Origin of the sequence: Bremerella volcania, from assembly GCF_007748115.1 — a bacterium.
Classification (GTDB): Bacteria; Planctomycetota; Planctomycetia; order Pirellulales; family Pirellulaceae; genus Bremerella; species Bremerella volcania.
This window is the reverse complement of record NZ_CP036289.1, coordinates 5,502,175-5,525,227: the sequence shown is the minus strand read 5'-3', so window position 1 is coordinate 5,525,227 and position 23,053 is coordinate 5,502,175. Positions and strand designations below refer to the sequence as shown.

Genomic DNA, 23,053 nt, shown 5'->3' with positions numbered 1-23,053 from the left:
AAGCGCCAGGAGCGACATGACTACCCCGAAATTCATCGATCTTCAGATCAATGGCTACTATGGCGTTGACTTTAACCAGGACAATATCTCCGCGGAAGAACTGAACGCTGCATGCGTGGCACTAGAGCGAGATGGCGTCGAGCAAGTTCTGGTAACGGTCATCACGGATGACATCGCCAAAATGGCCTTGCGAATTCGCCGTCTCGTCCGCCTGCGTAGTAACGATCAACTTGTTCAACGAATGATCGCCGGCGTGCATGTCGAAGGGCCGTTCATCAGTACCGAGGCTGGGTATGTTGGGGCACATCCCGTCTATGCGGCCAAGCAGGCCAACTGGCGGGAAATGGAGACGCTTCTTGAAGCTGCTGATGGACTGGTGCGAATTGTTACCTTGGCACCTGAACAAGATCCGGCCCAGGAAATTACTCGCCGTCTTGTCGAAGAAGGGATTGTCGTTTCCGCTGGGCATACGAATGCATCGCTGAAGGAACTCGACGCGGCGATCGACGCAGGACTTTCAATGTTTACCCACCTGGGTAACGGCTGTCCGCGGATGATGGATCGGCACGATAACATTATTCAGCGGGTTTTAAGCCGGTCCGAGCATCTGCAAATTGGACTTATCGCCGATGGGGCGCACGTTCCGTTTTTCGCTTTGAAGAACTACCTCGACATCATTGGCATCAATCGAGCATTTGTTGTCTCGGATGCCATATCCGCTGCAGGCTGCGGCCCTGGTGTTTATCCGTTGGGTGATCAAGAGGTAACCGTCGGTGCGGATGGAGTTCCCCGAGCCGAAGACGATAGCCACTTGGTAGGCTCAGCGACGACGATGCAGCAGATGGCGGAAAACCTTCAGTGCCGACTAGGCCTGACCGCGACGGAGATACGTCGTCTTACTTATACCAACCCGCTGAACCAATTGGTCGGCTCTGTAAAGGCTGTCTCTCTGCGGATGAGTGGTTCGTTGAAAAACGGTGGTCATCAAGCGACAACGACTTAGCATGCTAGGTCGACTCGCGGACAACGAGTTGCGGTCGAATCACCCGCAATCGCTTGGACGGAGAAATCGTTCCAGCGATGGTTTCTTCAACCAGGTCCATAGCTTGCTTGGCGTATTCTGCATGGCACTGATCGATGGTTGTCAGTCCTGGTTCAATCACATCGGCGATATCTAGATTGTCATAGCCTGTTACGGCGACGTCCTTGGGAACCGTATATCCGTGGCGTTCAAGTCCTTGGATCAGGCGAACGGCCCATTCGTCGTTGGATGCGATGATCGCGTCGGCTTTGTTGGTGACGACGAGCTTTTGGATACAGTCGTCAATGGCCTCACGGGACGGTTTCTGAGTCGCTTCCGGATTGGTCCAAATCAGTGAGTTGGTCGTAGGTAGCTTGCGGCGTTTGACATTCTCTTTCCAAGCCTCGCTTCGAATCGACATGAGTTGATCCGAAGGGGACCAGAGTTGAATCGCAATTTTCTTACGTCCTCGATCGGCAAGGTGATCGACCAACTGCTCAATCGCCGAGGAGGTCTCGACCCGAACGCAAGGTTGAGCTTTAAGAATGGGGGAAGAGTGCACGATGATGTTCTCGCGCCCGCGAAAAACCTTCTTCAGCTTAGGACGGAAGTCCTGCATGACGTCGAACATGCAAAGAATTGCGTCCATGCCATGATCCGCAAAGTCATCCAGGTAGGTTTTGATTTCGTCTGGATCATGATGAGCCTGACCGATCATCAAGCGATAACCGCGGTTGTGCGCTTCGGCTTCGATTGCGGCAAGACGCGCCGAAAAGACGGCCAGGTTCACGGTGTCCAGCACCACGCCGATGATCTTCGTCGGCATGCCGCGGAGTCGCTGAGCGGCACGATTGGGACGGTAGTCGAGTTCCGCCGCAATTTTGAGAACCTTCTCGCGCGTCGCCTCTGAGACGCGAACGCAATCCGCTCCCGAGTTATTGAGGATATGCCCCACCGCTGCACGGGAGACCCCAGCTTTGTTCGCAATGTCGAGGAGGCGGACTTTCCGTGGTTCTTGGGCCATATTGTTCGTTCATCTGATAGGGTGGGCGGTCGATCGATTGACGAACGAGCGACTGCCACGTTGGACTTGGCAATGGGTCAAGCTTTCCAGAATACGGAAAACAGGGACCTTGAATCAAGTCCTGCAGATTGAACGAAGTGGAGAAGCCTAAACGACTTCAGGCACGATATAGGGTGCCCGATACTCGCGTTTTAGCAGCATGTTGGCCTTTTCGTCCTGAGGGAACATCTCGGTCTTGGGGTCGATTTGAACGGTTTTTCCCAGCTGAACGTGTGCTGAACTGACATCTACCCCGTTCGCCGCCAGGTGAGATTGCATCCGCACGGCGGCCTCGTGTACGAGTGGTTGCTCTTGGGTGCGTTCCCGGAGGGATTTCAGTGAAATAGCATCACCAGTCTGGTGTGAAATATTTCCGAGATGGCAAAGAGCCGTCGAAAGGTGCCCCGTTCGGACATTGCAATTCAGGTCGGATGTCTTCCGCGATCGAACAGCCTTTACGAAGTTTTCGCGGTGTAACTGCCGGCCACCATCAGGACCTGTGGTTCCTTTGATTTCTCGAATGGTCTTGCCTTGAGAGTCGATAACCTTGCCTGTATCGAAACCAACATACGTAGCATCTTCCCCTTCAACGACAATACCGTAGCTGATTCCCATGTAGTCGCAGGTATCCTTCTTCCCGGTCGCCGTTGGCAAGTCACGGATCTCGAAGGTAATGGGAGCTTGGGCGTATTCGTAGCGGAGCAGATGCGTGTTGGGCGTTTGGCCATTGTCATCCCACGCATAACGTCCACCGACGCTGCTGACGGCGGTCGGAAACTCTTCCGCGCCAATCGACCAGCGGCAAAGATCAAGGATGTGCGGGCCGTTGTTGCCAAGTTCCGCATTGCCATAGTCCCAGAACCAGTGCCAGTCGTAATGATAATTGGCACGTTCCAGCTTTGTCGGGGCAGGGCCGCACCACTGGTCGTGATTCACGGTAGCGAGCGGTTTAGGAGGGGCCGACGGGCGACTAATCGAATTACGGCGAGTTAAGTACAGGCCTTTGACCTGTTTCACTTTGCCTAGCACACCTTGCTGGATTTCCTGGAAGAAGTCTTTCAGGTGCGTAAAGCTTCGTCGCTGGATTCCGATCTGAACGATCCGATCGTACTTCTTGGCAGCCTTCTCCATCTGTCCCGCTTCCCAGATGTTGTGAGAGCAAGGCTTCTCGGTGTAGACGTCTTTACCTGCCTGGCACCCCCAGACCGTTCCAAGGCCGTGCCAGTGATTGGGGACGGCTAGGACGACGGCATCAACATTCGGGTCGTCGAAGACCTGCCGCATGTCGCCGTACGTCTTCAGCTTGCTGTTGAACTTCTTTTGGAACTCTTCAGCTCGCTTGCCCAGGACGGCACTATCAACATCGCACGCACCTACGACGCGAACCCCAGAAATCTCAGGAAAGCCATTGAGGTGCGTTCTGCCAATTCCATTCAAACCAATCACGACGACCCGTAGTTCGTCGTTCGCGGAAGCAAACGCGGATGGTGTCGTGATCGAGGTCACAGCCGTCGCGGATGCAGCGGCAAGGAACTGGCGTCGATTGAAGGAAAGCATATCAGTACCTATTGGGCAGGGCTTAATTCAATTTGGAATGGTAGCTGGAGCGTGCGGCTATTTGGTCTCGCCTATGAGGCTATTCAAAGAAATTACTTTGCCATCGGCATCGCGGCTCATGTCGGCGGCGGTCATGAACGCCACGATTTCCAATGTCTGTTCAGGGGAAATAGGAGCTTCCTTGGTGTGAAAGAACTTGACGATCTCAACAACCAGCAGGTCGTAACTAGCACGGATCTTGGTTAGTTCGATATCCTTCTTTCCGAAGACCAGGACGCCGTAGCCATTTGCTCCGTCGCGAATTCCCCGAAAGGTTCCCACGCGGCCATCTTCCCAGACGCCAGTGACGATCTCGGCCCCTTCGGTTTGCGTGCGCTGCACGGATTTGCATCCGGGCCCCATTACCGTAAAGAGGGTTTCTACGCCATGGATGCCGTACCAGAACAGGTCGGGATGGGTCGGGTCAAGTTTACAAGGGCTGTAAGCAACGCAGCCCATGACGTCTTCTTTGTTGAGGTCGATCACTTCCCGGCAGAATCGGAGTGTCGAAGCAGAGAAGAAGGGAGTGCCTGTCTTTTGCGACAAGGCGATCAATTGCTTTGTTTCTTCAAGTGACGCGGTGATTGGCTTGTCGACAAAGAGAGGAATACCCGCTTCGAGAACAGGTGTGGCTTGCTGAAGATGCACCCGTCCATCGACACTGTTCATAATGACCGCATCGACTTTCTTCAGCAGGGCATCGATGGAAGGGACGATCTCGACCCCCATATCACTGATTTGCTTGGTGAAGCCTTCAATCCGATCGGCACTGGTCGGCAAATCGGGACTGCCTCCGGGAAACGCGGCGATGACTTTGGCGCTTCGCAATTCGGCTGGGGCGTCTGTCGCATTGATCGTCTTAGTAAACGCAACGGCGTGGGAGCTATCGAGGCCAATTAAACCGATCCGCAGTGTCTCAGCGGCGTGTGTTGAAGTTGTCATAAGCAGGCAAGCCATTAAACAAGCGATCGTGGTGACAGCAGGGGAGATTCTCACGGGCAAGACCTTTGATTGCGGGAGGCAGCGAAGTCTGGCGACATGGCCAGGCATCGAGTTCGTCAAATCGTTGCCACCAAGATACCACGTGACATCACTTGAGTAAAGCTTTTTCTTTTCAGGCTGTAATGAAAGGTGGGATGGCCTGCCTCCGAGGAGTGGGTGTGCCAGCACGCGGTAGCGTGAAACGTGGGAGATCGGCCGTTCTGGTCACAGGAATCGGAAAAGCTTTGCCCATACACCCGATATTCTGGGGATGCACAGCTGAAATAGCTGCCGAAGTGCTATCGGATGTGCCGATGGCATGTCTCGTATAGGTTCTAATGATTCTTCTGGAAGAGTCTTCATTGGCGAGGCGGACAATGGCGTTGCTCTCTTATCCCGGTCGGTTCGTATTGATCTTAGTTCTGGTTGTGGCGACCAGTTCCATGGCTTACGGACAAGGTATCGCTGTGACAGGGGTAGGCCCGGTGAATCGATCGATGGGTGGGGCGGGTACGGCCGCACCGCTGGATGCGATCGGTGCATTGCACTGGAACCCAGCGTCGATCAGCTATCTCGAGCAGTCCGAAGTCTCGTTTGGCATGGAAGGCCTATTGGCTGACATCGAGCTTTCGTCGACCGTGAGTGGCACGACCAACACGACCAATGGAGAAGCAGGCGTAGCCATTATCCCGGCCGTCGGTTGGGTCGATCACTTGGAAGGAACTCCGCTGACCATTGGCATGGGAGTCTATGGGATTGGTGGTTTCCGAAACAACATGCCTATGGATGCAAGTAATCCGCTTCTGGCATCCGGCCCTGTTTTCGCCGACGCGGAAATCATGCAGATCGCACCAACCATGTCACTACGATTGGGCGAGTGTTGGTCGATCGGCGTGGCACCAACGATTACTGCTGCCCGCATGCAGTTCGATCCGCTTGGACCTTCGGCAATTACACCCACCAGCACGGCGGGGTCCGGCAATCGCGTTCACTGGGGCGGGGGTATCCAAGGGGGCATCTATTACGCCAGTCCCAGTTGCTGGCGAGCTGGTTTCACAATCAAAAGCACCCAATGGTTTGAACAGTTCCGCTTCTTTACGCCGTCAGGGGTCGTTCGCTTTGATCTCGACTATCCCATGATTCTTTCCACGGGCCTGGCATACTACGGATGGGAACGTTGGGTCTTTGCTGCAGATGCACGTTATTTCGATTATGCCAATACGCAGGGTTTTCGTGACCTCGGATGGGACAACGTGTTCGCCGGTGCGATTGGAGCCCAATACCAGCTAAGCGATCTGTGGAAACTGCGGGCTGGGTATAACTTCAACCAGAACCCGATCGGCTCGGAAGACGTCTTCACGAATGTCGCCAACCCACTGATTCAAACGCATAACATTGCACTGGGGGCCGGGTGTTTGCTGACCGATGGAGTCGAACTGAATCTCGCGTATGTGTATTTGGTTGATTCGTCGGTTTCAGGGCCGGCTCCTTCCCCACCGTTTGGTGCCAATGACACCATCTCGCACCGCATCAGTGCCCACTCATTGGTGATGGGAGTCCAGATTCGGTATTAGAGTCAAATTCTGGGCGCTTGCGTGTTATGCGCTACGCTATCTGGTGGTATCCGAAGGTGTTATGCGGGTTGTTCCCGATGTTCCGCCAGTTGATCGGCCAGAGGCCATGCGTTTTGACCCTCGGAGAAATGTAACCTATCTTTCGGAAGATATCCCGTTTTTGCACTCCGCAAACTTTTCTCAGTGCATAGGTTACGTCCCTGGGAGGCAGTTGATGAGCTTGCAGCAAACGCACGCGCCGGCTGAAGAACAGTCGATCAATTGGGAAACTTTGAAGTCACGATGTATTGGTCGTCTCGATCTCGTCGAGAAGGCCCTGAATCGATTTCAAGATTCCTTGGCAGACGATCTAGAGTCTCTAGAAGAGGCGGTTGAAAAGCTGAACTCGCAAGAAGTTGCGCGGATTGCCCATCGCATCAAAGGGACTTCCTTAACCGTTTCCGCGGATCGCCTGGCAGGGTATGCGATGCACTTGGAAAGACAAGCGGAAGAAGAAGATTTGAACTACGACGAAGCATCTCTTGCTGATATTCGTGACGAATGTTGCCGATTGAGCCAACTCATATCGCAACATCGGTCCGGGGGAAGTTAATGATCATTCACGATCGAGATACCAGCCAATCGCCGATCCTACTGGTAGATGATGATCCAGCGTGCCTGGGGATGCTGAGTGACGTTCTTAGTGCGCTTGGAATTCCTGTTGAAACCGCACGAGATGGGAATGAAGCCCTGGAGATGATCTATCAGGGAGATTTCCGCATTGTATTGTCCGACTGGCAAATGCCGGGGATGTCTGGGGTCGAACTTTGTCGACGCGTTCGCCAACGTCCTTTGAGTGGATACGTTTATTTCATTCTACTGACTTCGCTCGATCGCCAACACAACCTCGTGAGTGGACTGAGGGCGGGTGCCGACGACTTTATTACGAAGCCATTCGACCCTGAAGAACTTCACATTCGGCTCCGCGCGGCCAATCGAATTGTGTCGCTCGAAAGCCGCAACGTGATCATATTCGCATTGGCCAAGCTTGCCGAATCACGCGATCCAGAAACAGGCGCTCACCTGGAGCGAATGCGGGAATACTCGCGACTTCTGGCTGAAGATCTCTCGCAACAGCCAAAGTATGCCGATGTCGTTGATGCGGATTACGTGAGGACGATTTACCTGACCAGTCCCCTGCATGATATCGGAAAGGTTGGCATCCCGGATCACGTGCTGCTCAAGCCGGGCAAACTGACAGCGGAAGAGTTCGAGATCATGAAGCAGCATACACTCGTAGGTTTCCATACTTTGGATGCCGCCGTGCGAGAACAGCCCGAAGCCGCCTACTTGCGTTTCGCACGTGATATTGCTTGCTCGCATCACGAGAAATACGACGGCAGTGGCTATCCTTACGGTCTCAAAGGAGAAGAAATTCCTCTTTGTGGCCGTATTGTCGCGGTGGCAGACGTCTACGATGCCCTGACTACGGCACGCGTGTACAAGGAAGCCTTCAGTCACCAGAAGGCTTGCCAAATCATTCGCGAGGGAAGCGGTGCCCACTTCGATCCTGATATTGTCGACGCCTTCTTCCGTCATGAAGAAGAGATCGTCGACATTAATCAGCGACTGAATGACGCATCGGTTTGTCCGGAACTCCCCCAGATGTCGCCAAGCGTCACATTTCCCACCGGACCCGTTCCGACGGCGAACTAGCTTTCGATGACCTTGCCGTTTTTGGCGATTCTCCCAGCACGTGCTGGACGTGGCAATTCTGCCGGGTCGAGGCGTCGAATGCAGTCCGGAGCACGGTGACTGACGTAGTTGACGATGATCCCAGTGCGATCCCGCGTCAGTTCCATCTTGTCCGTGTTAAATCCCGCCATATCGTAAACATTTAACACGTCCTCTACCGTTCTTTGATAAAAGAACCAGTCTAAATGCCATTGATAGGGGGTTTCGTCATATTGTTCGGTATCCTTAAAGGCGATTACGAGAGCACCGCCATCCGATAGGGTTTCACCCAGCCCGCTAAAGATACCTATTAGGTGTTCGTCGGTAAGGTAGTCTGCCAAGCCGACGCTATAGATTATATCGAATGTTCCATACTTCGCCTTGGTGGCTTCCGCGTTGCGAGCTCGCATGGCGTTAAAGCGAACCGGCTTGAGAGTGGTCGAAGGCGGAAGCTGGGAAGCGACCGTAGCTTCGATATACTCCAAAGCGACCGGGTCATTGTCCATCGCAACGACTTCAATGTTACGACCCTCAAACTCCGGCCAATCCAAAAACTCGCGGCATGGACCACAAGCGATGTCCATGATCCGAAGATCACCTTCTCGCTTTGCAATCTCGTTGAGCAGGTACTCGCGTACCATGTCCTTGCGTCCACGAACGGCGTTGGCTAGAGGCAATTCCGAGATGCACAGGTCGATATACGCCCCAATACCCCGGGCAGGCGTCTCTTCCTCGTATAGTTTAACGAGCATCTCATAGTCCCCAGCGAAACCGCTAGGTTTGGTACGCGCGCGATTGGCGATCCAACTTTGCGAAAACCAGGGAGAAGTCTCGTCGCGAAAGCGTGCCTGAACTTCTTTGATCAGGTCGGGATCGCTTTCGTGGGCTCGCTCGAAAGCGCGACAAGCTGCTTGAGATTGCTGAAAGGCGGCGAGCGTTCGCTTGTGAAACTCATCGTTTCGTTGCGGGATGGCGTCCTTGTCGATCTCGCTTTCCAGTTGAGTAAGCTGACGCTTGAATTCCGCCACGTCCTTCGAGAAGAATTCGATCACACTTGGTAGTCTGAAAGTGGTCGAATCATTCGACTGTATCATGGCTAATACCTAACACACAGGTTCCAAAATGGGCAAATTTCGCCGCAAACAGATGAATGCGGCCTGACTCGCCTTTACATCAGAATAGGTAAGGATGAGAAAATCAACCAAGAAAGTCGCTATTTAGACATAAGGGGGGGTGTGCTTACGTAACTTTGATCAATTAAGTGCCCCTTATGACCCATACGTATTGCGCAGTAAGCGCTATAAGTATCTCAGTTCGTGATTACCCGCGAAAGAAAGCTATGGTTTAGCTGATTTCGTGCGCCAGAAACGCGCGCGGATTTTGCCTTATGGAGGTGCAGCATTCTCTCTGAGTAACAGGAATTGATGAGGCACGGGATGAGGTGGGATTCCCACCTGCCCAGTGCCGGAGCGATTCCATAGATGAGAACGAAATAGGACCATGGTGGATCGAGAAGCGGGAACAAGACTCGCCCCAGGCGAAGTTGGGTCGGAAGTGCCAGAAGAGATTCTTGCGCGGTACGAGGTCAACGCATCCAGCGGTGATTCACCCTTTGTGCGCACGTACTGGGGAAATGATCGAGAGACAGGCGAAGGCGTTGAAATCAAGGCCATCGAACTGAAGTCCGTGACGTCAGGGACACGTGCGCGCATCGAGTTCGAAGCGTCGATCCGACAGGAGCATCCCAATGACCAGCTAGTTCCCGTGATCGATTTTGTGCGAACAAGCACGGAATTCTACGTGGTGATGCCCTGGAATGACGGAGTGTCCCTAAGTCAAATGCTGACGTCCAAGCCGATTTCCGTCGAAGAGACGATTCAAATTGGCAAGGACATCTTCACGGCGCTCGACTCACTTCATCGGCGAGGTTCGCTTCATCGTGATGTGACGCCATCGAGTATGTTCGTCAGGTCGCAAAATGGAAAGCCGGGATTGATTGGTCGTGTGACTCTTGGAGGGTTCGGCACCGTCAAGCGATTTCACCCCGATCAACTCTTCGGCGAACGAGAGTGCGAAACAGTCTCATACATGTCGCCTGAAGAAGCGGGCTCCATTGATACGGACGTGGGGCCCCCTTCTGACTTGTACGCGGCAGGGATCCTTCTGTTTCGTTGCCTCGCTGGGCGGCTTCCCTTTCAGGGGCAAGGGGCCGGTGCGATTCTGTTCGAGCACCTAACGGCACCGGTACCTGATTTGCCTACGATAAACCCCGAAGTTCCGAGAGATTTGGACGAATTGGTCCAACGGCTACTTAGAAAGGATCCGCACGATCGCTACCAGCTGGCAAGCGCCGTGGTTGCCGACTTGTTGGCAATCGAAGAATCGCTTGCTGCCGGGGAATCGGGAGGTCACGTGGCGATCGGCGCTTGTGATCGCCGCTGCACGTTAACCGAGCCAACGTTCGTTGGCAGAGAAGAAGAACTCAAACAGCTCAATAATTTCATCCGCGAAACTCGGCAGGGTAAATCCTCCGTGATCCTGGTCGAAGGGGAGTCAGGCCTCGGGAAGAGCCGTTTGCTGGTGGAAGCGGTGCGCGTGGCTCGTCGCAATAGTAACTGGGTGTTGCGTGGACAAGCGACAACGAATGTCGGCCAACGTCCTTATCGCACGCTCGAGGGTATTGTCGATGGCTTTCTGTCGGTCGCTCAAAAAGATAAAGATCTTCTCCGCCGGGTGCAGGAACAAGTGGGTGACATGGCGGATGCCTTGGTTGCCGCTTTGCCATCATTGGGAGCTGCCTTACGTCCTACCGGCCGTATTACCGATCAGTCGCCCGCTGCTTTTGGTGAAAACAGAACGATCGACTCGTTGATTCGATTTCTTGGAGCTTTGGGAAGTCGAGATCGTCCAGCGATCATCATTCTGGACGATTGTCAGTGGGCCGATGCGTTGACCCATAGTCTCATTCGTCGCTGGCATACGCAGACGCGGCAATCGGAACGCCATAGTGCTCTGATCTGTTCGTTCCGTAGCGAAGAAGTGAGCGATGATCACGCTTTGCGTTCAATCCCAAGGTGCCAACACATTTGTTTGTTGACCTTGCGTAAGGAAGAAATTCGCCAGTTGGCTGAGTCGATGGCAGGCTCGCTGCCGACGGAAGCCGTGGAGGTTGTGACACGACTGGCCAGCGGTAGTCCGTTTATGGCCTCGGCCGTTCTGCGCGGTTTGGTCGAATCGGGGGCATTAGTCGCCGAAGATGGTACCTGGCAAGTCGACCAGCGTGCTATCCGAGACATCCAGTCTTCGCAAGAAGCAGCTTCGTTTCTCGCACATCGAATCGAGATGCTTCCGGAGGAAACGATCGAATTGCTCTCCGTGGGCGCGTTGGTTGGTAAAGAATTCAGCTTAGACACCGCCGCAGCGTTGGCCAGATTGACGGTTCCAGCCGCAGTGGGAGCTTTGCTACATGCCAAAGACCGCAACCTGATCTGGGAACGTGCTGATGGTGGTCAGTTCGTTTTTGTGCATGATAAGATCCGCAGTTCGTTGTTAGATCGGCTTGATCCGAACGAACAAAAACAACTGCACCTCAGGGCGGCATTGCATTTACAGGAGCACAGTCCCTCACGGGTTTCCGAAATTGCTTACCATCTGGACGAAGCGGGCGCCTCGGAAACAGCTCTTGGTTATGCCCTGCAGGCTGCCGAACAAGCACGCAGTCAGTTCTCCTTGGAAGTTGCCGAACGGCAATATCGGATCGCCCAGAAGGGTGCCGAGAACCAACCGAAATCCATCCGCTTCCGGATTGCGGAGGGACTTGGCGATGCGCTGATGCTGCGAGGGCAATACCCGGAGGCCGCACCGCAGTTTGAACTGGCGGCTGAACTCGCGGAAGGGGATCTCGATCGCGCCAAGATCCAGAGCAAGTTGGCCGAGTTGTCGTTTAAGCGCGGAGACATGGAAGCCGCTACTAAAGGATTTGAAAAGGCACTAAGAAGCTTGGGCTGTATGGTCCCCCGGAATAAGTTTCTGGGGACGATGCTCTTAATGTGGGAAGCTATCAAACAGGTCCTGCATTCCTGCTTTCCAAAGATGATGCTTCAGAGGAAAAGACGACCCCCCAATGACTCCGAGCGGTTGGCAATTCAGCTTTTTGCCTTGCTGGCACACGGATGTTGGTACTGTCGAAGCAAATTGGAATGCTTGTCGGCACACTTGCGAGGTTTGAATTACGCCGAAGAGTTTCTGCCGAGCCCCGAATTGGCAAGTGCCTATTCCTTGCATGCACCTGTGGCTTGTTTGATTCCTCTATTCAAGCGAGCAATTGCCTATGCTCAACGGTCCCTGAAGCTGCGGAAAGAATTCGACGACGTCTGGGGTCAGGGGCAATCACTCAACTACTACAGCTGTTCTCTTTACGCAGCCGGCCAATATCGAGAAAGTATCGAGAAGGGACGCGAAGCCATCCAGTTATTGGAGCGGACCGGCGACTACTGGCAAGTTCATATTGCCCGATACCAAGTGGCTGCGTCTTTATATCACCTGGGCAACTTCCGAGAGGCGATTGCCGAAGCCAAGAACAACCATCGGTCAGGCGTGGAGCTAGGGGACGAGCAAGCATCGGGTATCATTCTCGATGTGTGGGCACGGGCAACTCTTGGTAACATCCCGGATTCGCTATTTGAAGCGGAACTTGCTCGGAAGCGTCACGACGCTCAAGGCAAGACTCAGCTTTACCTCGCGGTGGGTATCCGCGACCTTTACCAAGGGAAGATCGAGTCGGCAATCACGGCGCTTGAGCAAGCAGTCGATACGGCAACTTCGGCAGGTATCCAGAATGCCTACACGGCACCTGCCCTGCCCTGGCTGGCCACGGCCATTCGCATGCAAGCCGAATCCACGCTGCCACATGCCCCCGCGCTAAGAAATGAACGGCTTGCGAAAGCCGAGCAAATCGCACTTCGTGCGGTTGCCGCCGCGAAGGTGTGTCCCAATGACTTACCACGAGCGATCCGAGAACGCGCCATCATCGCGGCCATGCGAGGGAACTACCGCAAGTCGCGCCGCCTTTTCGACAAGGCTTTTGCGATAGCGAAACAGTTAGGGTCGATCTACGAACAGGCACTGACTTTGCAGCATCGAAGCGAAGTGGGGCAGTCGGCTCGGTGGGCAGACGCCGTCCAGGACGAACGCGAGTCACAACGGCTCTTGGATGAGTTGACTATTGAACAAGAGACGGAAAGCACGCGTGGCGGTCAGATGGGCACGCTATCGTTGGTCGATCGATTCGATACCGTGCTACACGTTGGACGTCGAATCGCTTCCGCACTTTCGACCGACCGGATTTACGAGGAGGCTTCGCTGGGAGCAACGCGCTTGCTGCGAGGTGAGAACAGCCTGTTGCTCGAGTTTGATCGTGACGATGCGATGGCGGAACCTACCGTCGTGCTTGGCGCAACGGATGTTCCGTTCGACAGAGCAAACCTGCAGCGGGCGACGGAAGCCGGCAGAGCAATGACGTTTATCGAGACGAGTAATGAAGGAGACTTGCACCGCGATACGACAAACCCGCGTTCGTCGATCTACATACCGATATTCGTTCGAAATCGCCTTTCAGCATGTGTGTGCGTGACGCATTCTCAAGTCGTTGGCTTGTTTGGTACTGACGAAGAACGCCTGGCTGATTTCGTGGGGACGATCGCCGGTGCTGCTTTGGAAAATGCCCAAGGGTTCATGGAACTGTCGAATCTGAATACAACTCTCGAACAACGTGTTGCTGAGCGAACGGCGGCCGCGGAAACGAGAGCCGCCGAGTTGGCACGATCGAATCTACAACTGGAACGCACCGCCAAGGAACTTCGCCTGACCGAGGAAGAGCTGCGCGTGGCGAAGGTTGCTGCCGAGACGGCCAACGAGGCAAAGAGTCGGTTCCTGGCCACCATGAGCCACGAAATTCGTACGCCGCTCAACGGCATCTTAGGCATGACCGAGTTAGCTCTGCGAACCCAACTCACTTCACAGCAGCGGAATTGCTTGACGGTAATCAATCAGTCTGGCGACGCGTTACTCAGCCTTCTCAACGATATTTTGGATATTTCTAAGATTGAAGCTGGGAAGATGCATTTGGAAGCGATCCCGATGGAGCCGCAGGGTGTCGTGACCGCGGCGGTTCGGCCGCTGGCCGTGAATGCCGCCAAAAAGGGTTTGGAGTTACTGTACCGTATCGCTCCGAGCGTGCCGGAGTCTATCGAGGGAGATCCATGCCGACTGCGCCAGGTCATTATGAACTTGGTGGGCAACGCAATTAAGTTCACGGATCACGGGGAAGTGTTCATCGATTGTACGGTGGACTCCGATGATGACGTGCAACAGCTTCACATTTCCGTGCGAGATACTGGACCGGGGATTCCTGAGGACAAGCTGTCGACCATCTTTGAGTCTTTCGAGCAAAGCGATAGTTCGACCACCCGCCGCTACGGTGGAACGGGACTTGGTCTGTCCATTTCATCACAAATCGTGGCCCTTATGGAAGGCAAGCTTTGGGTCGAAAGTGAACTGGGGCAGGGAAGTACTTTCCACGTGTCCATTCCACTGAAGTCGACCCAAACCGAATCGGACAAGTCCGCCAAGCCATTGTCCAACGAGCATGTCCTACTCGTTTCAGAGCATCCCACCTCGCGGAAGCTGTATCAAGAGATCCTTGAGCAAGCTGGGGCGAGTTTGGAGCATGTGACCCTCGACCAGGCCCTGAGGCGCGGTCAAGAAGGTACCGCCGATGACGCCGTTCTGGTTCTTGACTGGGAAGTTGATTCCGACAAGTTAGAGCAATGGTTCTTGACGCCTGATTCGGTGGATCTATTCAACCTGCCTCACATCGTGCTCATTCCACCCACAGGCGTCCCAGACGAGATTGACCACTGCAGCATGGTCACGGTTGCGAAACCTATTTCTGCCAGTGACCTGATCAGTGCCATTGAGTCGGCCAAGAATGCCTATCCTGCCACGCGAGATGCTGAGTTGCTACACCATTCGTCAGGGGAACGTTCGCTACATATCCTGCTCGCAGACGATGCCCCCGTTAATCTGGAAGTGGCCACAGGTATTCTCGAGGTCTTTGGCCATACCTGTGAGGTCGCCAGTACAGGGCGTGAAGCACTGGAGCGCTATCAGAGTGGAAAGTTTGACCTGGTGTTGATGGATCTGGAAATGCCGGAGATGGACGGCAACCAGGCGACCGACGCAATCCGGCAGTGGGAACAAGAGCACGGGCAACGCACGCCGATTGTGGCTATGACAGCGCATGCCCTTGATGGTGCCCGAGAGAACTGCCTGGCAGCAGGCATGGACGATTATCTGTCGAAACCCATCCAGCCAGAACGGCTCAAGCAATTGCTCGATGAAATTGCCGTGTCCGGAAACGTGCCAACGGCGTAGTCTTGCTGTTGGCGCTTAGGCGATGATGTCCTCAACGACACGCGCCGGTTCGACGCCAGTGAGCCGCATATCGAGTCCTTGGAACTTGACGCTGAAGTGTTCGTGATCAATGCCCAAAAGGTGGAGCATGGTAGCGTGCAGGTCACGCACATGGACGACATTGTCGACGGCATGGTATCCCAGGTCGTCGGTTGCGCCGTAGGTGGTCCCTCCTTTGATCGGTCCCCCAGCCAGCCACATGCTAAAGCCCTTGATATGATGGTCGCGGCCTATGTCTCCCTTGCCTGTCTGCGACATGGGGGTTCGACCGAACTCACCACCCCAGACGATCAGAGTATCTTCCAGCATGCCTCGCTGTTTGAGATCGGTGAGCAGGGCATAGGTTGGCTTGTCAGTGAGTCCTGAGCAAATATCCATATACTTGCTCAAGCCGCCATGATGGTCCCAGCCACGGTGATAAAGGTGGATGAAACGCACGCCGCGTTCGGCGAGCCTCCGAGCGAGCAAGCAATTCGAGGCGAATGAACCATCCCCTGGCTTGGCCCCGTACATATCCAGAATATGCTGCGGCTCGTCCGACATGTCGGTAAGTTCCGGGACCGACATCTGCATGCGGAATGCCATTTCGTACGCGGCAATGCGACTGGAAATCTCGGGATCGCCTGCGGTGGCCTGATTTCGTTGATTCAGCTGGCTGATCGCATCGACTAGGTGACGCTGCTGCGAAGTGTTCACCCCGTTAGGATTGCGAACATAATAGACCGGGTCACCAGTGGAACTGAATTCGACGCCCTGATAGCGACTAGGCAGGAAACCACTGGCCCATTGTCGAGAGGCGATCGGCTGGGGATTTCGGCCACCGACGCTACTCATCACGACAAAACCGGGCAGTTCATCCGTTTCACAGCCGATGCCATAGTTCACCCAGGCGCCCATCGAGGGGCGACCGCTGATGGCGGTCCCTGTGTTCATGAATGTGTGGGCCGGGTCGTGGTTGATTTGTTCAGTGACCATCGATCGAACGATACAGATATCGTCCGCCATCTTCGCATGCCATGGCAGATACTCGCTGATTTCCTGTCCATTGGCGCCATGTTTGTTGAACTTGGCAATCGATCCCAGGCACTTCAGTTCCTTGCCTTGTAGCTGAGCGATCGGTTGACCTTCCGTGTAGGAAGTTGGGAATGGCTTGCCATTCATCTCAGCCAGTTTGGGCTTATAGTCGAATGTTTCCAGGTGGGAAGGACCGCCTGCCATGCAAAGAAAAATAACACGCTTGACCTTCTGCGGTAGATTCGGCAGCCCAGGCTGCCCAGCAACGCCACCGGTACTCTTGGTTGCGGAGAACCCATCGCGCGCAAGTAGTGAACCCAGGGCGGCTGAGCCGAGTCCAACGCCCGTTCGGGAAAGAAACGTGCGACGATTCAATTGCATCGGGTGAAATTCAGACATGACACACTCAGAGTCTTAGTTGCGGGTAATGAATTCATCGAGGTTGAAGATCACTCGGGCAACCTGGGTCCAGGCTGCCAGTTCGGCGACTTCGATCGCATCATCCGACGGTTTCAGGCCAATTTCCAATAGCTTGGCCGCCGCCTGAGTGTCTTTGCGATAGATCTCTCGGTTCTCATGCAGGATTTGGGTGAGAATCTGTTGTTCTTCAGAATCGGGCACGCGTGAAAGTGCCAACATGTAAGCACGATTCAAGCGAGCCTGATCGTCGGCTGCTTCGCTGGAGAGGATACGCGTGGCGAACTCTCTCGCAGCTTCGATGTACGTGGGGTCGTTAAGCAGCGCCAACGCTGCCAATGGAGTGTTCGAGCGAGCACGCTCGACGGTGCACTCTTCGCGGCTCGGTGCATCAAAGGCCTTCAGGCTGGGGTGCAGGAATTGACGTTGCCAATGGACATAGACGCCACGTCGCCACTGCTGCTCGTTCTTGTCTTCGTGATACTTCCGTTGCGGGAAGTTTAGATGTCGATAATAGCCGGTTGGCTGATACGGCTTCACGCTTGGGCCACCGTATTCCAGATTCAACAGGCCACTAACTGCCAAGGCATTGTCACGAATCATTTCCGCAGGCAGGCGGTGTCTGGTTTGGTGGCTGTAAAAGCGGTTGTATGGATCCTGCTCACGGGTCTCGGCACTGGCAAACGAAGACTGTTTGTAGGCGGACGTCATGACCATCGACTTCACAAGACGCTTGATGTCCCAGTCGTTTTGATAGAAGTCGACGGCAAGATAGTCGAGTAGCTCCGGATGGACAGGAGGCTCGCCTTGTCCGCCAAAGTCACCCAGGCTCGCGGACAGCCCGACGCCATAAAACAGGTACCACATTCGATTCGCAAAAACCCGAGCGGTAAGCCCGCCTGAACCGTGCTGCGGATCGGTAAGCCAGTTGGCCAGGTCAAGCCGCGTGGCTCGATCTTGCTGGGTATCGATGTTGCCCAGAAATGTGGGGATGGCAGGGGTGACGATTTTGCCACTGTCATCCAGCCAATTTCCCCGCGGCAGCACACGCATCTGACGTGGTTTGATTGCTTCGGTGACCATCGTCAGACGAGCCGACTTGTTCAGTTCGTCAATTTGCTTTTGTAGTCGTTCCGTTTCTGCTTCGTCGTCGCTGGAGATTTCCGCTAGTTCTGCTTGAAGTTCGGCCAATTTGGAACGTTCTCGTTGCGAAAGCACCTTGATCTCGGGAGGCCGCTTGGTGGGAAGTGCATTCGTACCAACCTTGAAGTGTTGTGCTTCGTCGACATCCGCAAAAAACGCAGCGAGGCTGTAAAAATCGTCGATGGTATACGGATCGTACTTATGCGTGTGGCACTGGGCACATCCGACCGTCGCGCCCATCCAAACCTGAGACACATTGCGAACACGGTCTGCCGCGTAAATGGCGAGATATTCTTTTTCCTGGAGGCCCCCTTCGTGCGTTGTCTGCAGAAGACGGTTGTAGCCAGAGGCAATCTTCTGGTCGATCGTACTGTCGGGAAGTAGATCGCCAGCGAGTTGTTCTCGTGTGAATTGGTCGAACGGAAGGTTGCTGTTGAACGCATCCAGGACGTAGTCGCGATAGGGTGAAATATTGTGATCCTGATCACCGTGATAGCCGACCGTATCCGCAAAACGGACCAGGTCGAGCCAGTAGATCGCCATGCGTTCTCCGTACCGATCCGAAGCGAGCAAGCGGTCGACGACTTTTTCAAACGCGTCGGGCGATTGATCGTCCAGGAAAGCTTTCACTTCCTCCACCGTCGGCGGAAGGCCGGTCAGATCAAACGTAACCCGGCGCAATAGTGTGACCTTGTCTGCTGCAGGGGATGGTTTCAGCCCTTCTGATTCCATCTTGGCCAGTAGAAAGCGATCGATATCACTTTCGGGCCAATCCTTGTTTTGGACTTCGGGGACAGGATGAGACTGTAGTGGAACGTATGCCCAGTGCTTTTCGTACTGAGCTCCCTCCTCGATCCAACGCTTCAGCGTGGCGATATCCTTGGCTGAGAGTTTTTTGCCGGAATCGACCGGCGGCATACGGGAATCTGGATCGGCAATAATACGCTGATAGAACTCGCTTGATTCCAAATCTCCGGGGACGATCGCGTAATCCTTGGCCGCCTCTTCTTCATCAAAGCGAAGGTCTCCCTCACGATGTTCCGGATCCGGTCCATGACAGTAGAAACAGTTCTCGGAAAGGATAGGCCGGACGTCGCGGTTGTAGTCCAGCGGCTTTTCGGCCATCGCCACGTTAGTCAACGTCATGAGTGGCATGGCAAACAAAAATGCAATCGTGCGGGCAGGAGTCATCAGCATGGCAGGAAGTCTATAGGGTAAGGAAACGACTAGGTCTTCGGCGGGCCGGCGATAATCTCGTAATGGCGACGGATTTGTTTTTCCGTAAGGGCTTTCTCGTAAATGGCGACTTCATCGAGTTGCCCTTCGAGTTGCCGCATCGGACGAACGGAGTCGAGTTGTCCCAATACGGCCGTGTAGGCGGAGGAATCGTCAAAATCGAGATCGTCCAGGTTGACCTGAAGCTGACCGTTGCAATACAAGCGAATCGCATCAGGTGTTTTTACTGCGACGATATGCGTCCAGATACCTGGCGTACACGAGTTGGGGCTGAATACATTCTTGCCGCCATCGTAGGTAGTTGGCGGGTAACGATACAGCATCCGAATCGTGGCGGGGCGATGAACGACATTGGTCTGATTGGCATATTCAAGCACACAAAGGTGGCTCTCCTTTTCAAGGTCGGCTTGGGTGACCGGCAGCAGACCGAAAAAGGTTCCCCAGTGCATCCTATCGGCTCGAACCCAGAATTCAATCGAAAAGTCGCGACGATTGATTCTGTCGATCGGTTCGCTCAGCCCAAGGTATCGCCCCGTCTTGCTTTGTGAGAAGCGAATGCGTCCGCCACTGATCTCAATCGAGCCATCGTTGGCTGAATGAATCACGCCGTGATGATGATCCCCCATCTGATTCATGACTCGGTCGCCGATGACATCGCCATCTTCAAATCGCCAATAGACGAGTGGACGATCGGCTTTCACAACGTCGGCGTATTGATCGGTGGAATTCAAGTAAAGATTATCGACCGGGAGCATGTCGACGTGATCCGTCTGATCAAACGTTTTCGCCGAGATCACCAGTTCTCCGTCGGTGAACAATGCACTTTGGTTTGAAGATACCAATTCGTTTAACAGCGTATCGCCGGACGGTCCTAGCAGCGAGGCCATGACTTCTCCCCGATAGACTTCAACTTCACTCCGGCTGGGACCTTCAACGCGGAATACGAACTCGCTTGAGCCATTCGCCACGGCGGATACTGGTCCATTTAGCGAAAACGAATCGGAGTCCGGGGGAGTGACTACGCCCGCTTGACCGCTTAGAAGCGTTGCGTGGTGCTCGGTAAGTAAATGTATTTCAGAGGGGCCTGTCAACTGAACACGCACGCCAGAGAGAAACTCGAGTTTCAAGTCTCCACGATTCAATCGAAGAGCACCTGGTTTAACGCGATCACCGACCTGAAGGGGAGAATCGGTGTCCTCTTCCTCGCTGCAGCTGATCACGATCGCGATCGGTCCCTGGCCGACGAGTTGCGTTTCCGTGAAATCGAGCATGGGATTGCCCAGGAAGGCCGTCTTCCAAGAGTCGATGAAAAACAGGTTGGCGAATCCAAGTAGGATCAGAATCGACAACGCTACCGCAAAGGGAATACCCCAAGACCTGGAAACGGGCTGACCAGTTTTAATGGTCAGCGGCGGGTAGGACCGTAAGTGATGCTCCAATTCCGACTGCATATCGGACTGCTCGACGTATGCCAGGCGAAACTGCTGGTCGGAGATCAGCCGGCGCTCCAGGTCGGCAAATTCTTCGTGAGACATCTGACCATCGACCAGACGGTCTATTGCCAAGCGTGCTTCACGTTCGAGTTGGGTGGGTGTCGGTTGAGACATAACGCTTTCGGATACCTATTCTTCCGCCAAGGCGACGCGACGGCGAACGCATTGAGCCAGCTTGTCACGGATTCGGTCCAAACGCCGGTACAACGTCTTGGCAGTCGTTTCCATCTGACTGGCAAGTTTCCCGATGGTGATTTCGGAGTCATACCGAGACCTGAGCAACGCCAGGTCATTGGTTCCCAGCGTTTCCATGCAAACTTTCAGTGCGCGACTTCGTCGATCCAGATGGTCCTGCGAGGCCTGATGCGTATCCGCAATGGCTTGCATCGCACTTTCCGAGAAAACCATCCGGTCGCGGGCTACCTTGCGTCTCTGCTTGAGAGACTCGAAGTAGGCGAATTTTTGAGCCCAGGGAAGGAATTCTCGTTCGTGATCAAACTCTTCAAACTTCTCCCACAAAACGATCGCCGTGGCTTGCCACACTTCTTCCGCGTCGTCCATTCTGGGGACTAGCGACCGAATATAGCGCATCAAGGGCCTCTCGAATTTCACAATCAATTCAACGAAAGGGGTTGGATTTCGATGCGAGGAGGTGGACTCGGCCATAATGTGGATGGAGAAGAACTGTTAGGCAAGGTTCTGTCGCATTATGTATTCTACCGTGGCGACTCGAATTCCCCTTGGGAAATCGGTTGGCAGATGAGAATTGCCAATTTCCTCGGTATGCGAAACAAGCCTAAATGAGAGAGCGAAGGTCCCGAAAACTTTGCAAAAAGTCATTCAGCGTAAGAGCTTACGGCTCGACAGTGAAAATGCCAGTGCGAGCCGGAGCGATGGGGCGCACTCGCTTCGAGCTATTCTAATTAGGTTATCCGCGTCTCGAAATCTAGAGACGCGTTTGGCAATCACTTCTTTGGCTTACCACCTCCCCACGTAGGGGTAGGGAAGTCTTTTTTCCACTGGAAGTACATCGATTCCAGCTTCTTGACCTGATCCGGATGCTCGGCTGCGATGTTGATCTTTTCTTCGGCATCTTGGCTTAGGTCATAAAGTTCCGGTTTGCCGGAGCCACCGCTGGCAACGACCAGCTTCAGGTTCCCATCGCGGACTGCCCAGTTGGCCCCGCTCTTCCAGAAGAGTGTTTCGTGCGGAGGTGCTTTGGTTTCCCCAGTAAGAAATGGTGTTAGGTCGGTGCCATCCAAGGGCAGGCCCGGAGACTCGGAAACGCCAGCGGCTTTCATGATCGTCGGGAAGATGTCTAGCGCGATTACCGCCTCGTCAATGACTTTCCCTTTTTCGATCTTGCCTGGCCACTGCATCACGAACGGGACGCGAATGCCACCTTCCCAGGCCGATCCCTTCTTGCCTCGCAGAGGTGTATTGTCATGACCTGTCGCACCGCCATTATCGTTCAGGAAGATGACGATGGTGTTGTCCTTGATGCCTTGCTCGTTGATCGCATCCAGAACCGTACCCACGGCGCGATCGAGAGCGATCGTCATCGCGCGGTGTTTGGCCTGGCGCGTGTCGCCGCCCAGAGAATCGAGATCGGATTGAAGGACATGATTCGGGGTGTGAATCGCATTGAACGCAACGTACATGAAGAAGGGGCGGTCTTCACTTTTGGCGATGTAGTCGGCCGCCGCGATTGCTAGTTCATCGGTCATGTACTCGAAGCTTTCCGGCCGCACCGGCTCACGATCACGCAGTAGCTGATTCAAGCGAGTTGGCTTGTCCAGCGGGAAGTAGCTGCGTGCTCCTTGCAGAAATCCATAGAAGTCGGTGAAGCCTCGCTCCATGGGATGGAACTTAGGAGCATAACCCAGATGCCATTTTCCCAAGGCAATGGTCTGGTAGCCTGCTTGCTTCATCACATCGGCGATAGTCGTTTCTTCCAGTGATAGTCCATTGGTCTCGCTATATACGGGAGGGATGTTGAACTCGTGGCCGAAGCGATTCTGATACCTACCGGTGAGAAGGCCGGCACGGGATGGGCTGCAGACGGTACCGGAAACGTATCCGTTGGTGAAGCGGACGCCATTGGCCGCGATCGAGTTAATGCGCGGAGTTGGAAAGAGTTCGGCTCCGTGGAGGGAGAACTCGTGGTAGCCTGCATCGTCCGAGAAAAGGATAACCACATTCGGCTTCGCAGGGTCCTTGCTCGCGGCCCGTACGTCGCTTGCGAGTAGACTCATGGCCACCAACAATGTGGCGATATGGCATGTTCTAAGTAGAGTTTTCATAAAGGGGATTCTTATTGCCAAACGAC

The 23,053-nt window shown here is 54.3% G+C and carries 14 protein-coding genes; 5 read left to right on the top strand and 9 right to left on the bottom strand.

Annotation, left to right across the window (positions count from 1 at the left end; translation table 11 throughout):
- Positions 1 to 16 precede the first annotated feature (16 nt).
- Positions 17 to 1,003: an N-acetylglucosamine-6-phosphate deacetylase gene (locus tag Pan97_RS21990; protein WP_174819554.1), complete on the top strand. Its 987-nt coding sequence runs from the start codon at positions 17 to 19 to the stop codon at positions 1,001 to 1,003.
- A gap of 4 nt (positions 1,004 to 1,007) precedes the next feature.
- On the opposite strand, the gene Pan97_RS21985 is transcribed toward Pan97_RS21990, so the two are convergent.
- The 3 genes from Pan97_RS21985 to Pan97_RS21975 form a co-directional block, all read right to left on the bottom strand.
- Positions 1,008 to 2,045, bottom strand: a complete 1,038-nt coding sequence (locus tag Pan97_RS21985; protein WP_144976367.1) for a LacI family DNA-binding transcriptional regulator — start codon at positions 2,043 to 2,045, stop codon at positions 1,008 to 1,010.
- 147 nt (positions 2,046 to 2,192) lie between these two features.
- Positions 2,193 to 3,641, bottom strand: coding sequence for a Gfo/Idh/MocA family protein (locus Pan97_RS21980; protein ID WP_144976365.1), 1,449 nt, complete (start codon positions 3,639 to 3,641; stop codon positions 2,193 to 2,195).
- Positions 3,642 to 3,698: 57 nt separating this feature from the next.
- On the bottom strand, positions 3,699 to 4,622 hold the full coding sequence (locus Pan97_RS21975) for a Gfo/Idh/MocA family protein (RefSeq protein ID WP_196782184.1): 924 nt from the start codon (positions 4,620 to 4,622) through the stop codon (positions 3,699 to 3,701).
- Positions 4,623 to 5,038: 416 nt separating this feature from the next.
- Here Pan97_RS21975 and Pan97_RS21970 point away from each other — a divergent pair, with 416 nt between their 5' ends.
- The 3 genes from Pan97_RS21970 (at position 5,039) to Pan97_RS21960 (ending at position 7,930) form a co-directional block, all read left to right on the top strand.
- Positions 5,039 to 6,235: an OmpP1/FadL family transporter gene (locus Pan97_RS21970; RefSeq protein ID WP_144976364.1), complete on the top strand. Its 1,197-nt coding sequence runs from the start codon at positions 5,039 to 5,041 to the stop codon at positions 6,233 to 6,235.
- 214 nt (positions 6,236 to 6,449) lie between these two features.
- Entirely contained in the window at positions 6,450 to 6,827 is a 378-nt protein-coding gene (locus Pan97_RS21965; protein WP_165698910.1) for an Hpt domain-containing protein, read from the top strand.
- Positions 6,827 to 7,930 (top strand): HD-GYP domain-containing protein, encoded by a 1,104-nt coding sequence (locus tag Pan97_RS21960; RefSeq protein ID WP_144976360.1) that lies wholly within the window; start codon positions 6,827 to 6,829, stop codon positions 7,928 to 7,930. Before Pan97_RS21965 ends, Pan97_RS21960 begins: the two co-directional genes overlap by 1 nt.
- Here Pan97_RS21960 and Pan97_RS21955 read toward each other — a convergent pair.
- Positions 7,927 to 9,042, bottom strand: coding sequence for an SAM-dependent methyltransferase (locus Pan97_RS21955; protein WP_144976359.1), 1,116 nt, complete (start codon positions 9,040 to 9,042; stop codon positions 7,927 to 7,929). The genes Pan97_RS21960 and Pan97_RS21955 overlap by 4 nt on opposite strands.
- A gap of 406 nt (positions 9,043 to 9,448) precedes the next feature.
- Between Pan97_RS21955 and Pan97_RS21950 the strand changes: the two genes are divergently transcribed.
- Positions 9,449 to 15,382, top strand: a complete 5,934-nt coding sequence (locus Pan97_RS21950) for an ATP-binding protein (protein WP_144976357.1) — start codon at positions 9,449 to 9,451, stop codon at positions 15,380 to 15,382.
- A gap of 15 nt (positions 15,383 to 15,397) precedes the next feature.
- Here Pan97_RS21950 and Pan97_RS21945 read toward each other — a convergent pair whose 3' ends face one another.
- From Pan97_RS21945 to Pan97_RS21925, 5 genes are all read right to left on the bottom strand, one after another.
- Positions 15,398 to 16,834 (bottom strand): DUF1501 domain-containing protein, encoded by a 1,437-nt coding sequence (locus tag Pan97_RS21945; protein ID WP_144976355.1) that lies wholly within the window; start codon positions 16,832 to 16,834, stop codon positions 15,398 to 15,400.
- Positions 16,835 to 16,849: 15 nt separating this feature from the next.
- The gene (locus Pan97_RS21940; protein ID WP_206668910.1) at positions 16,850 to 19,192 is read right to left on the bottom strand and encodes a PSD1 and planctomycete cytochrome C domain-containing protein; all 2,343 of its coding nucleotides are present in this window, start codon (positions 19,190 to 19,192) and stop codon (positions 16,850 to 16,852) included.
- A 29-nt stretch (positions 19,193 to 19,221) separates the two neighbouring features.
- Entirely contained in the window at positions 19,222 to 20,838 is a 1,617-nt protein-coding gene (locus Pan97_RS21935) for a LamG-like jellyroll fold domain-containing protein (protein WP_144976353.1), read from the bottom strand.
- Between the two features lie 15 nt (positions 20,839 to 20,853).
- The gene (locus Pan97_RS21930; RefSeq protein WP_144976351.1) at positions 20,854 to 21,390 is read right to left on the bottom strand and encodes a sigma-70 family RNA polymerase sigma factor; all 537 of its coding nucleotides are present in this window, start codon (positions 21,388 to 21,390) and stop codon (positions 20,854 to 20,856) included.
- Positions 21,391 to 21,689: 299 nt separating this feature from the next.
- Positions 21,690 to 23,027, bottom strand: a complete 1,338-nt coding sequence (locus Pan97_RS21925; protein ID WP_144976349.1) for a sulfatase-like hydrolase/transferase — start codon at positions 23,025 to 23,027, stop codon at positions 21,690 to 21,692.
- Positions 23,028 to 23,053 lie beyond the last annotated feature (26 nt).

Coding starts and splice junctions, on each gene's coding strand:
- Pan97_RS21990 (WP_174819554.1), top strand. CDS start 17: ATGACTACCCCGAAATTCATCGATCTTCAGATCAATGGCTACTATGGC.
- Pan97_RS21985 (WP_144976367.1), bottom strand. CDS start 2,045: ATGGCCCAAGAACCACGGAAAGTCCGCCTCCTCGACATTGCGAACAAA.
- Pan97_RS21980 (WP_144976365.1), bottom strand. CDS start 3,641: ATGCTTTCCTTCAATCGACGCCAGTTCCTTGCCGCTGCATCCGCGACG.
- Pan97_RS21975 (WP_196782184.1), bottom strand. CDS start 4,622: ATGACAACTTCAACACACGCCGCTGAGACACTGCGGATCGGTTTAATT.
- Pan97_RS21970 (WP_144976364.1), top strand. CDS start 5,039: ATGGCGTTGCTCTCTTATCCCGGTCGGTTCGTATTGATCTTAGTTCTG.
- Pan97_RS21965 (WP_165698910.1), top strand. CDS start 6,450: ATGAGCTTGCAGCAAACGCACGCGCCGGCTGAAGAACAGTCGATCAAT.
- Pan97_RS21960 (WP_144976360.1), top strand. CDS start 6,827: ATGATCATTCACGATCGAGATACCAGCCAATCGCCGATCCTACTGGTA.
- Pan97_RS21955 (WP_144976359.1), bottom strand. CDS start 9,042: ATGATACAGTCGAATGATTCGACCACTTTCAGACTACCAAGTGTGATC.
- Pan97_RS21950 (WP_144976357.1), top strand. CDS start 9,449: ATGGTGGATCGAGAAGCGGGAACAAGACTCGCCCCAGGCGAAGTTGGG.
- Pan97_RS21945 (WP_144976355.1), bottom strand. CDS start 16,834: ATGTCTGAATTTCACCCGATGCAATTGAATCGTCGCACGTTTCTTTCC.
- Pan97_RS21940 (WP_206668910.1), bottom strand. CDS start 19,192: ATGCTGATGACTCCTGCCCGCACGATTGCATTTTTGTTTGCCATGCCA.
- Pan97_RS21935 (WP_144976353.1), bottom strand. CDS start 20,838: ATGTCTCAACCGACACCCACCCAACTCGAACGTGAAGCACGCTTGGCA.
- Pan97_RS21930 (WP_144976351.1), bottom strand. CDS start 21,390: ATGGCCGAGTCCACCTCCTCGCATCGAAATCCAACCCCTTTCGTTGAA.
- Pan97_RS21925 (WP_144976349.1), bottom strand. CDS start 23,027: ATGAAAACTCTACTTAGAACATGCCATATCGCCACATTGTTGGTGGCC.